9 protein-coding genes are annotated in these 11,554 nt (G+C 54.8%); 8 read left to right on the top strand and 1 reads right to left on the bottom strand.

Annotated elements, in window-relative coordinates:
* Positions 1-108 precede the first annotated feature (108 nt).
* A complete protein-coding gene (locus tag ACH3PB_RS20465) occupies positions 109-303 on the top strand; it encodes a hypothetical protein (protein ID WP_416397340.1) in 195 nt (64 codons plus the stop codon).
* 23 nt (positions 304-326) lie between these two features.
* Complete coding sequence (locus tag ACH3PB_RS20460) at positions 327-2,258, top strand: hypothetical protein (protein WP_416397339.1); 1,932 nt, start codon at positions 327-329, stop codon at positions 2,256-2,258.
* Here ACH3PB_RS20460 and ACH3PB_RS20455 read toward each other — a convergent pair.
* Positions 2,251-3,648, bottom strand: a complete 1,398-nt coding sequence (locus ACH3PB_RS20455; RefSeq protein ID WP_416397338.1) for a YhjD/YihY/BrkB family envelope integrity protein — start codon at positions 3,646-3,648, stop codon at positions 2,251-2,253. The two genes, ACH3PB_RS20460 and ACH3PB_RS20455, sit on opposite strands and share 8 nt — an antisense overlap.
* Before the next feature lie 164 nt (positions 3,649-3,812).
* Here ACH3PB_RS20455 and ACH3PB_RS20450 point away from each other — a divergent pair, with 164 nt between their 5' ends.
* From ACH3PB_RS20450 to ACH3PB_RS20425, 6 genes are all read left to right on the top strand, one after another.
* Positions 3,813-5,090, top strand: a complete 1,278-nt coding sequence (locus tag ACH3PB_RS20450; RefSeq protein ID WP_416397337.1) for an HD-GYP domain-containing protein — start codon at positions 3,813-3,815, stop codon at positions 5,088-5,090.
* Complete coding sequence (locus ACH3PB_RS20445) at positions 5,087-5,638, top strand: hypothetical protein (RefSeq protein WP_416397336.1); 552 nt, start codon at positions 5,087-5,089, stop codon at positions 5,636-5,638. The genes ACH3PB_RS20450 and ACH3PB_RS20445 overlap by 4 nt, the downstream gene beginning before the upstream one ends.
* Positions 5,639-5,686: 48 nt before the next feature.
* On the top strand, positions 5,687-6,373 hold the full coding sequence (gene trhA / locus ACH3PB_RS20440; protein ID WP_416397335.1) for a PAQR family membrane homeostasis protein TrhA: 687 nt from the start codon (positions 5,687-5,689) through the stop codon (positions 6,371-6,373).
* A gap of 233 nt (positions 6,374-6,606) precedes the next feature.
* Positions 6,607-8,529 (top strand): PrkA family serine protein kinase, encoded by a 1,923-nt coding sequence (locus ACH3PB_RS20435; RefSeq protein ID WP_416397334.1) that lies wholly within the window; start codon positions 6,607-6,609, stop codon positions 8,527-8,529.
* A 79-nt stretch (positions 8,530-8,608) separates the two neighbouring features.
* The gene (locus tag ACH3PB_RS20430) at positions 8,609-9,910 is read left to right on the top strand and encodes a YeaH/YhbH family protein (RefSeq protein WP_416397333.1); all 1,302 of its coding nucleotides are present in this window, start codon (positions 8,609-8,611) and stop codon (positions 9,908-9,910) included.
* A 33-nt stretch (positions 9,911-9,943) separates the two neighbouring features.
* The gene (locus tag ACH3PB_RS20425; protein ID WP_416397332.1) at positions 9,944-11,551 is read left to right on the top strand and encodes a SpoVR family protein; all 1,608 of its coding nucleotides are present in this window, start codon (positions 9,944-9,946) and stop codon (positions 11,549-11,551) included.
* The last annotated feature ends 3 nt before the right edge of the window (positions 11,552-11,554 follow it).

Below are 11,554 nucleotides of genomic sequence, written 5' to 3'. Positions count from 1 at the left end.
GTTGAATCGGAGAGACCGGAGCAGTGTGTAATCGCAGATCCCATTGGGGATCACTACACGTAGTATGTTTGATCATGGTAATTTCGATAAGTATAGGATGACCACGTAATGTCGATCTCTTCGCTCGCCGGAGCCAGCCCGGTGAAACCCAGAACACGCACTGAGCGGCGCCTGTTCAGAGAACTGCTGGAACTCGGCGGTTACCTGAATCGTGCCCAGACTCTGGAACAGCTGAATCTCGTTCAGCAATATCGTCAGATGATTGAGGAGCGCTGTGATGTGCTATCTGGTCTTCGGCGGTGATGCGCTGTTGAGAGACCAGCGCCTTGTTCCTTACCCTTAGCCGAGCTTTTATTGCGCTGACCTTGTCGGCGCTTTTTGTATTCCTGGTCGGTACTCCCCTGCTCGTTCGTTATTATAGCGGCCCCTTCATTGATGCTTACCTTGCGCCACTGGCACTGGAGCGCCTTGGTGGAGAGCCCAGCTTCAATCCACTCAAGCTTCAGCTCACCGTTGAGCAGCTCGAACTGGGCCTGCGTCCTGCAGAAACTACATCGAAACAGGCGCCGATACAGGCTGGTCAGGTTGAGCGACTTACCATCGACTTCTTCGAACGCAGCCTCACCCTCGAAAGGGGATGGTTGGCCGTGGACTCAGCGGCCACCGTACTCGGTATAGAGCATACTGAACGTGGGCTCGATGCTGAAGGTTGGCTGCAGCCGCTAAACGCCTTGTTCCTCTCGCCCTCTGACGCTGACTGGCCGTCAACTCTCGAGCTGCCTCGCACGATCTTCCAGGCTACTGTTCACAACGTAAAGCTTGAAGACTTTGAGGCCCGCCTAGGCGACACTGGTTCAGTGTTCAGGATTAGCGAGCTTACCGGTAGCCTCCTGACGGGCGGTAACACTGCTGAACGTGGCGGCTCCGGCATGGCAGCGGCCACACCCCTGCACAACTGGGATATCGACGCGAGAATCAACGATCGGCCGTTCCAGCTATCAGTGCGGCCCCAATTGACAACTGATGGGGCCATTTTTTACCTGGAACTTAAGGACTTGCAATTCGAGGCCACCGCTTTTTCAAGTGCCGGTCTCGTTCTGCCGCCGTTGCCAGGGCTTGAAACTCTTGCGCTGATGGAAGGACAGCTTGCGATGCAGGGTGAACTGGTCGTGGAGTTCGAAGCTGAAAAGCGCGCACTGACTGCCATTGATTTACAGCTAGGCTTCTCTGGCTTGCGTGGCCAGGGCGCCTATACCGACGCTACCGGCGCTGAACGAACCCTCAACTTTCGTGCGGAACAGTTTGCAGCCGACGTCGACCAGCTTCAATGGTTATCTGACGATGCACGCTGGACACCCGAAAGAATACGTCTGCAGACGAGTAGCGAGCTGGTTCTCACATCGCTGCGTTTCAACTCCACTCCCCCGACCGCAGAATCCTTCATCAGCACGAAGGCAGCCACTGCCCAGCTGCTCCTCGATTGGCAGCGTCAAACGCTATTCGAGATCCACAGCGATCAGTTTTCGATTCAGGGCCTGAAGGCTCGCCTCGACAGTCAGACACTCGGCCTTGCAGAAGGGGCATTGACGCTCTGTGGCCTGACTGATGATCTTGCCACAGCACACGAGCAAGTCAGCATCAACACCAGCATGGAGCTGTCGGCACTCACGGCCTATCAGGACAACTGTTGGTTCAGGCAGCTCATCCTTGAGGGTGGTGAATTGACGATCGAAAGTGATAAGCCCGTCCCCAGCATCGACGCGCTTCGGATTCATAAGCATCGTCTGGTGGTGACCGATTTTAGTACCGTCAATTCGGCCGAACCGACATCAGTCGAGTTTTCCGGGCTGCTTCCGAACCCGAGCAGCGACAGCAGGGCGCCGGTCAATCTGGTACTGAATCTCCTAAGCAATACGCCGGAACTCATCAGGTTCAGCATGAATGACTATCGTCCGCAGCAGCTTGATCTCATTGGCAGCTGGATGGAGCGGCTCACAGGACTGCCCCTATCTGTACGTGGGGCAGAGGCCCGTTCTGATGAAGCGGCCGGAAAATCGATGTTTCTCGAAGTGGGTCGTCTCGGCGATCAGTACGCAGGCTTCGCCCAACTTCGCAAGTCCAATAGCGATACTGTGGAGCAAACCCGCGCGCTATCCTTTACCGTGTCGCCAAGCGGTGGGCTCCCCTCAGACTTATGGACCCCCTTGATCAGAGCTGTGATTGAGATGAACAGCAAAGCCTCGAGTTCTGTCAACTAACAACGTCGTGCGGTGAGTGGTGGTGGCGATCGAGCCACTGCGCCACCGTGATGGAGTCATATTTCTTGTGCACCGCCTGCTCTATTTCAGCCACGACTTCCGCCGCCTGCATATCTGACGCCACATACAGCGGAAACAGTTGCTCCTGGCTCCTGACAGCGTCCAGTACCTCGGCCACGCTGATATGCTCGAGCGGACGCCCAGGTGTGAGCCCTTCACCATGTGGACCCGCGTAGACCAGCAGGCCGGCCCTTACCAGTTTCTTCAGCAAGCGGTGGTTGATCTCCGGTCCTGCTCTGAGCGTCTTGTCGAGTTCGGTAAGGGGGCACACGCCCCGGCCTTCGTGAAAGGTTCGCGCTACCTGGAAGAATAGGCCCAGGCCTATACGCTCATCGAGACATGCGCTGGTTGAGAGCTGACGTTCACGAGTGATGTACTTGGCGTTTTGCGAATAAAACGCCACCGAGGCCCCCATCAACAGTATCAGCCAAGCCACGTAGAGCCAGATCAGCAGCAATATGCCTACGGCAAAGCCTGAGTAGATGGCCTGGTAGTTGGAGTTGACGACGAACTGTGTAAAACCATAAATTGCCGATTGCCAGGTTACACCGGCCACTACGCCGCCGATGAGGGCGTAGCGCAACTTCACCCGAGTATTTGGGATGAAGGCGTACACGAAGGTGAACAGGGCGATGATCATCAGGTACGGCATTAATCGGCTCAGGATTGAGAACAACATGCCGAAGGGCTGGATGGTCAGCAGATCCTTGACCATGTCCGATCCCACCACCGTAGCCGTCGTGCCGAGCGCCGAAACGATCAGTACCGGCCCGATCACGATTACGCTCAGATAGTTGCTGAAACGCTGCGCCATCGATCGGACCTGACCAACCCGCCAGATCTCATTGAAGGCGCGTTCCACCTTCTGGATAAGCGAAATGACCGTGTACACCAGCATGCCAAGGCCTACCGAGCCGAGTACACCCACCTGCATGTTGTCGACGAAGCCGAGTATCTGACCAACCAGTGCTTCGCCCTCTGCACCGAGTGGCTCCACGGCGCTGTGTAGAATGGGCTCGAGATCATTATGGGCACCCAGACCCTTGAGCACCGAAAAGCTGAGCGCGATCATTGGTACGATCGAGAGCAGCGTTGTATAGACCAGGCTCATGGCATGGAGGGTAATATTGCCGAGCGAAACGTCTCGAACCACCGCGAACAGCACACGGCAGGCATGCCAAAGGCCATGCATGAGGCGCCCACGGTTCTCCTGTTCATTCAGCCATAACCAACGTTCGATGCGCTGCAGCCAGGGCGGCAGGCCCCTGCTCCCGCTGTTTACTTCGTCGATTGGCGAAGCCGGTGCTGTCTGTTCCTGTGCGTCTTCCACCCAGTGTTTCCCTGTGCTGTTGCATTCGTGGCTAAACAGAAATGCGCCTTAGTGACCCTACAAGTGTAGTCATGTGAGAAACTTTACCCCATGCGGCCTACAGATAACGGCGCTCATTTCGACTACAAATTTACGATTTTACAGCTTCTGCCTATACTCGTTGGATGAGCGTAGATCTGTTTGAAATAAAGATTCCTGCCAGCGAAGCCCAGCTTGGGATGCATGTCATCAGGCTCGATCGTCCGTGGGAAGAAACTGACTTCATGCTTCAGGGTTTCGTTGTCAAGGATCAGGACGAAATCAACGCCCTGCGTGAACAGTGCCAGTTCATTTATGTTGAGGGCAAGTCTTACAAGCAGTACGGTCAGGTTGCCGATCGCAAGCCGGCTCAAGCCCCTGGCCGGGCTGCCACAGCTACACGGACGCCCCAGTTCGTGTATATCAACAAGATCGACGTCAGTGAGGAAATCGGCAAGGCGAGGGAAAGTTACAAGATCGCCAAGAGCATGGCCACCAGCATCCTCTCGGGCATTCGCATCGGCAAGACTCTCGATATCAACAAGACCAAGGAAGTGGTGGACGATATCGTCGACAGCCTGCTGCGGAACGATGACGCCCTCATGTGGCTATCGAAGATTCGCAACCAGGACGAGTATACGGCCGAGCACTGCCTCAACGTCTGCATTCTTTCTGCTGCCTTTGCCAAGCGGCTCGGTCTGCCTGAGGACGAGATTCGACTCATTGGCTTGTGCGGTATGCTACACGACGTCGGCAAGATGAAGGTGCCGCTGGAAGTGTTGAACAAGCCGACATCATTGACGCCAGACGAATTCGAGCTGATGCGCAGGCACGCAGAGTTCGGCCGGGATATTCTGATGAGTCAGCCCGGCATGCTGAACAAGGCAGTGGATGTTGCGTACAATCATCATGAACGTCTTGATGGCAATGGCTATCCCCGCAAGCTCAAGGCAAATCAGATTCCCTACTACGCCAAGCTGGTCGCCATCGTGGACACCTACGATGCCATTACCTCCAATCGCTCCTATAGCCGTGGACGCGCATCCATGGAGGCACTGGACATCATCTATCGTTTCAGGGGCACGCAATTCGATGATGAGCTTGCGAAAGAGTTCATCAAGATGATCGGCATCTACCCACCGGGCTCCATTGTGGAACTGCATACTGGCGAGGTCGGCATCGTTGTGATGCAGAATCCGAAGAGCAAGCTCAAGCCCAAGATCGTGGTGGTGCTCGACGCGCAGAAGCGCAAGCTCGAGCAGAAAATTTTGCTCGACCTGCTGAAGGAGCCGAAGGATTCGACGGGGAAAATATACACCATCAATCGCGAGATCCCTGACGGCAGCTTTGGCGTAAAGCTTCAAAAGCACTTAGAAGGCGGCCTTATTCTCAACTACCCCACCCTTGATGAGCACAAGTCATGAGCGACGAAAACGGCCATGAGTCTGGTAGCCATCCACAGGAGCGCAGAAAACTGCAGCGCTACCTGTGCAGTGACAGCTTCGCGAATTGCCATGTGCGCCTGCTGTTGCCGCGTTGCGTCTGCGAGAAGGACAGCGCACCGGATTATTACGGCCGCCCGATTGCGGTGACGCCCACCAATTTCAATCATCAGGGCCTTGGCTTCTTTCATCACGAGCCAGTCGATATCAGCCGCTTTGCGGATAGGGACAACCAGCGTCAGGCTCCTCACGCCCTATTCGACTTCGATTTTCAGTGTTCGCCGGAGCCGGGCGGCGCTGCGGTTGGCTTGATTGAAATCCGCGGTCTGCCTGCACAGTTTGTCTATGTTACGGACTCTGACGTAGGCACCAATTATGGCCTACGGTTTATTAACGGCCCTTCCCCAACGGATGACGGCACTACCGATTCCGAGAAGTCCTTGGCACCTGCACGGCGCCAGGCCAGTCTGCTAGCCATTGAAAACGAACTCGCACAAAGTTCATGTTTGGAGCGCTATAATTTAGACTAGCCTTGGTCGCGCTCAACAGGGCGCGCAGAAACCAGAGAGAATGCCTCCATGCCTGAAGCAAACAGCCCTGAACCAGCAGGCGGCAAGAGCGTCCGTGCGCAATCGAAAGTCGAAGAAATCATCAATGCCGTCACGCACGGGCTCGGTGCCTTTGTCAGCGTGGCCGCTATCACGATCCTCATCGTGCTCGCAAGTCAGGAGCGTGATGCCTGGGCCATCGTAGCCGTTTCAATCTACGGCGCCTCACTGTTCCTGCTCTACCTGGCATCCATGCTGTACCACGGCGTCGAGCACCCCCGGGCGAAATATCTGCTGAACCAATTCGATCACTGCGCCATCTATCTTCTCATAGCCGGAACCTATACCCCCTTTTTGCTCGTTAATATGCGGAGCACAACTGGCTGGGTGGTTTTCGCCATTCTTTGGACCCTGGCGATCTCGGGAATTTACTTCAAGCTGCGCAGCCCAGGTAAGCGCCACAAGGTGCATCTGGTGAACTACATCGTTATGGGCTGGATGGGGCTGATAGTCGCGCCGCAACTGATGATGAGCCTGCCGCCAGTGGCGCTTGACCTGATCATTGCAGGCGGCATCGTCTACACCGTTGGCATCGTTTTCTACCTCCTCGACAGGGTGCCCTACGCGCACTCGATCTGGCATCTTTTCGTGCTCGGCGGAAGCACCTGCCATTACATCGCCGTGTACTACGGAGTGTTACTTACAGAATCGTCATGAAGCGATTTCGAGCATAAGACGTCTATCCATGCCTCCGGAATTCGACTATATTCTAAGTGAACGCAATGCTTTCTGAGCTCTGAAAGCATGGTCGTCAAGACGGTTTTTCTGATGACCAACCCTTGTGCCCGGGGGAGTTCAGAAGCAAAGGAAGGCAAGTAGAATTGTTGGCATCGCATGCCGCGTATGGCATGCCGCACATCGTCACTTAGCAGTCATTCCGGAGCAGCCAGATGAGTTTATTTTCTCACTTCTCGAATCGGTTCGAAGCGCGGCAGGAAGAGGAATACTCCCTGGAGGAGTACCTCGAAATCTGCAAGAAGGACCCATCAGCCTACGCATCTGCTTCTGAACGCATGCTTATGGCAATCGGTGAACCCAAGTTCGTCGATACAGCGAAAGATTCCCGTCTCAGCAGAATCTTCAGTAACAAAATCATCAAGCGTTATCCGGAATTCGAAGAGTTCCACGGCATGGAAGAGGCCGTTGACCAGATCGTGTCCTTCTTCAAGCATGCGGCCCAGGGCCTCGAGGAAAAGAAACAGATTCTCTACCTCCTTGGTCCAGTTGGTGGCGGTAAGTCCTCACTCGCCGAGAAACTGAAGTCGCTATTCCAGAAACAGCCTTTCTACGCCATCAAGGGTTCACCCATTCAGGAGAGCCCGCTCGGCCTGTTTGACCCGCTCGAAGACGGCCAGATTCTGCAAGACGAATACGGCATTCCGAAGCGCTACCTGAACTACATCATGTCGCCCTGGGCCGTTAAGCGGCTGCATGAATACAACGGCGATATCAGCAAGTTCAGGGTAGTCAAACTCTACCCCAGCCTGCTCAACCAGATCGCACTTGCCAAGACTGAACCTGGTGACGAGAACAACCAGGATATCAGCGCGCTCGTCGGCAAGGTCAATATCAGGATGCTCGAGGAGTATGCACAGGATGATCCTGATGCCTACAGCTTCTCTGGTGGTCTGAACAAGGCCAACCAGGGCATGCTCGAGTTCGTCGAGATGTTCAAGGCCCCCATCAAGGTGCTCCACCCACTGCTCACAGCGACGCAGGAAGGCAATTACAACACCACGGAAGGCATGGGTGCTGTTCCCTTCGAAGGCATCATTATGGCGCACTCGAACGAGAGCGAGTGGCAGACCTTCCGCAACAACAAGAACAACGAGGCCTTTCTCGACCGTATTTACATCGTGAAGGTGCCTTATTGCCTGCGCGTTACAGAAGAAATAAAGATTTATGACAAGCTGTTGAGTTCGAGTTCACTCGCTGGCGCGCCCTGCGCACCCGACACACTGAACATGCTGGCGCAATTCTCTGTATTGTCTCGGCTCAAGGAGCCTGAAAATTCCAGCATCTTCAGCAAGATGAAGGTGTATGACGGGCAAAACATCAAGGACACCGATCCAAAGGCGAAGTCGATTCAGGAATATCGTGACAACGCTGGTGTCGATGAAGGCATGGATGGTTTGTCCACACGCTTCGCATTCAAGATATTGAGCCGCGTGTTCAATTTCGACACCACTGAAATTGCGGCCAACCCTGTTCACCTGCTGTATGTGCTCGAGCGACAGATTGAACAGGAACAATACGCGCCGGAGGTTCAGGACCGCTACCTGCGTAACATCAAGGAGTTCCTGGCGCCACAGTATGTGGAGTTCATTGGCAAGGAAATTCAGACCGCCTACCTGGAAAGCTATTCCGAGTATGGCCAGAACATTTTCGATCGCTACGTCACCTATGCCGATTTCTGGATTCAGGATCAGGAATACCGTGATCCCGAGACTGGTGAGAACTTCGATCGAAGCTCCATCAACGATGAGCTGGAGAAAATCGAGAAGCCAGCAGGTATCAGTAATCCAAAAGACTTCCGGAACGAGGTGGTCAACTTCGTACTGAGAGCGCGGGCGAACAATCAGGGCAAGAATCCATCCTGGCTCAGCTATGAAAAGCTGCGATCTGTTATCGAGAAGAAGATGTTCTCGAACACCGAGGATCTGCTGCCCGTTATTTCGTTCAATCCCAAGGCCTCGCAGGACGACCAGACCAAGCACCAGGATTTCGTCAAGCGACTGATAGAACGAGGTTATACCGAGAAGCAGGTGCGACTGCTGTGCGAATGGTATCTGAGGGTGCGCAAATCCCAGTAATGCGACTTGGTTTGAATGATGCTCATGCCTTTGCCTTACCTGGCGATGCAATCCCTGCGGTCTTTCCAGTGGTGGCTGAATGAATGGAACCCATGTCGTCGACAGGCGGCTCAACGGCAAGAACAAGAGTGCTGTCAACCGACAGCGCTTTCTTCGCCGCTACAAGAGTCATATTCGGAAGGCGGTTACCGAGGCTGTCAATAAGCGCTCCATCACCGATATCGATCGGGGCGAGCGTATATCCATACCAACCAAGGACATCAGTGAGCCGCTGTTCCGCAGTGGCCGCGGTGGCCGTCGTAATGTCGTGCATCCCGGCAACAAGGAATACACCCAGGGCGACCTGATCGAACGGCCGGAAGGTGGTGGTGGACAAGGTCAGGGTCAGGGCAAGGCGGGTGATTCCGGTGAAGGCAACGACGAGTTCGTGTTCCAGATTTCACAGGAGGAGTTTCTCGATTTCATGTTCGAGGACCTCGAACTGCCGAACCTGGTGCAGAAGCAGCTGAAGGACACCACCAAATTCAAATACGTGCGTGCCGGGTATACCACCTCTGGCACACCGAGCAAGATCAATATCGTCCGCAGTCTTCGTGGCGCCTATGCCAGACGACTTGCACTGGGCGGGCGCACGCGCGGCCGTATCAAGGAACTCGAGGCTGAACTAGAGGCCCTGAAGGCACACCCGGCCATTGATGATCCTGTACTCAAGCTCAAGGACCGTATGCTCGAGGTTGAAGCGGAAATCGCGCGGCTTCGCAAGCGCATCAAGTCGATCCCGTACATCGATGAAATCGACATCCGCTATAACCAGCATCTGAAGCAGCCAAAGCCAGCCACTTCAGCCGTTATGTTCTGTCTGATGGATGTTTCCGGCTCGATGAGCCAGAACCACAAGGACATCGCCAAGCGATTCTTCATATTGCTCTACCTTTTTCTTCAGCGGAACTACGAGAAGATCGACGTTGTTTTCATTCGCCACCACACCAGTGCGAAAGAGGTCAATGAAGAGGAGTTCTTCTACAGCAGGGAGACCGGCGGCACCATCGTCTCCAGCGCGCTAAAGCTGATGGCTGAGATCGTCGAGCAGCGCTACCCTGCGCAGGACTGGAACATCTATGCGGCGCAGGCGAGCGACGGCGACAACTGGAATGATGACTCGCCCCGTTGCAGCAAGCTGCTGGCAGAGAGCATTCTGCCGCGCCTTCAGTACTATTCGTATATAGAGATAACACCGCACGAGCACCAGATGCTCTGGTATGAGTATGAGAAGATCGCTGCGCAGTTCCCAGGGCGCTTCGCCATTGAGCAGATCGGCGACGCTTCAGATATCTACCCCGTATTCCGAAAACTGTTTCAGAAGCAGCTTGAGAACGGGTGACCGTCAAGGGTGACAAAGATCATGCAGCATTCGATGAACGATCCAACAGGCAAAGCGCAGACAGTGTCGTGGGCACACCCGATCAAGGCGAGCGCCATCAAGCCTATAGAGACACGCTTCAAACCTATTACCGAAGGCAGTGACTGGAGCTTCGAGCTCATCGATGAGTTCGACCGCGCCATTAAAGAGTGTGCCGAGGAATATGGTCTTGACACCTACCCCAATCAGATCGAGGTAATCAGCGCCGAGCAGATGATGGATGCCTACTCATCGGTGGGGATGCCGCTCGGCTACAACCACTGGTCTTTCGGCAAGCAGTTCCTGCAGACAGAGAAAGCTTACAAGCGCGGCCAGATGGGCCTCGCCTACGAGATCGTCATTAATTCCGACCCCTGTATCGCCTACCTGATGGAAGAGAACACCATCCTGATGCAGGCACTGGTCATCGCGCACGCGTGCTACGGCCACAACTCCTTCTTCAAGGGCAACTACCTGTTCCGTACCTGGACCGATGCCAGTGCGATTATCGACTACCTGCTGTTCGCGAAGAACTACATTACCAAGTGCGAGCAGCGCCACGGCGTCGAAGAGGTCGAGAAGTTCCTCGACTCCTGCCATGCCATCATGAATCACGGCGTCGACCGCTATAAGCGCCCTTCACCGATCTCGGCCGGTGAAGAAGAAAGAAAGATGAAAGAGCGTGAGCAGTACCTGCAGCAGCAGGTGAATGAGCTGTGGCGAACCATCCCGCAAAAGGATGCCAAGGACGCGCAAAAGAAACGGACCCGCTTCCCACTGGAACCGCAGGAAAACCTGCTCTATTTCATCGAGAAGAACGCGCCGCTACTGGAACCCTGGCAACGTGAGATCGTTCGTATCGTCCGCAAGGTCGCCCAATATTTCTACCCGCAGCGCCAGACTCAGGTGATGAACGAAGGCTGGGCCACCTTCTGGCACTACACGCTCATCAACCGCATGTATGACAAGGGCTATATCCCCGACGGGCATATGCTCGAGTTCCTGCAGAGCCATACGTCAGTGGTGTTTCAGCCGGAGTTCGACAGTCGCTACTACAGTGGGATAAATGTGTATGCGCTGGGCTATGCCATGTTTCAGGACATCAAGCGCATTTGCGAGTCCCCCACCGAAGAAGATCGCAAATGGTTCCCTGATATAGCAGGCTCTGACTGGTTGCAAACCGTGCACTTCGCAATGCGCAACTTCAAGGATGAGAGCTTCATCCTGCAGTTTCTCTCACCCAAGGTAATTCGCGACTTCAAGTTCTTTCATATTCTTGACGACGACGAGGCGTCGCATTACCGCATCGAGGCCATTCACGACGAGAACGGCTATCGGCGGGTGCGGGAAGCGTTGGCACGCCAATATAATCTCAGCATGCGCGATCCGAATATTCAGGTCTACAACGTCAACGTTCGCGGTGATCGTTCGCTTACGCTTCGTCATGCACCTACCGACCGTGTGCCGCTGCACGCAGAGGATGCTGAAGAGGTACTCAAGCATATCCACCGTCTGTGGGGGTTCGACGTGCACCTGGAGACTGTCTACGATGAGCGGGTGGTTGGCACGATGAGTGTGCCTGATCAAGAAAGTCAGATCGACGGATCCGATCCGGACGTATAGTCT

Source organism: Allohahella sp. A8 (assembly GCF_047946665.1).
Classification (GTDB): Bacteria; Pseudomonadota; Gammaproteobacteria; order Pseudomonadales; family Oleiphilaceae; genus Allohahella.
The sequence above is the reverse complement of the archived record's forward strand: the minus strand, read 5'-3'. Positions and strand labels throughout refer to the sequence as shown.

Coding starts and splice junctions, on each gene's coding strand:
- ACH3PB_RS20465 (WP_416397340.1), top strand. CDS start 109: ATGTCGATCTCTTCGCTCGCCGGAGCCAGCCCGGTGAAACCCAGAACA.
- trhA (WP_416397335.1), top strand. CDS start 5,687: ATGCCTGAAGCAAACAGCCCTGAACCAGCAGGCGGCAAGAGCGTCCGT.
- ACH3PB_RS20430 (WP_416397333.1), top strand. CDS start 8,609: ATGAATGGAACCCATGTCGTCGACAGGCGGCTCAACGGCAAGAACAAG.
- ACH3PB_RS20450 (WP_416397337.1), top strand. CDS start 3,813: ATGAGCGTAGATCTGTTTGAAATAAAGATTCCTGCCAGCGAAGCCCAG.
- ACH3PB_RS20425 (WP_416397332.1), top strand. CDS start 9,944: ATGAACGATCCAACAGGCAAAGCGCAGACAGTGTCGTGGGCACACCCG.
- ACH3PB_RS20435 (WP_416397334.1), top strand. CDS start 6,607: ATGAGTTTATTTTCTCACTTCTCGAATCGGTTCGAAGCGCGGCAGGAA.
- ACH3PB_RS20445 (WP_416397336.1), top strand. CDS start 5,087: ATGAGCGACGAAAACGGCCATGAGTCTGGTAGCCATCCACAGGAGCGC.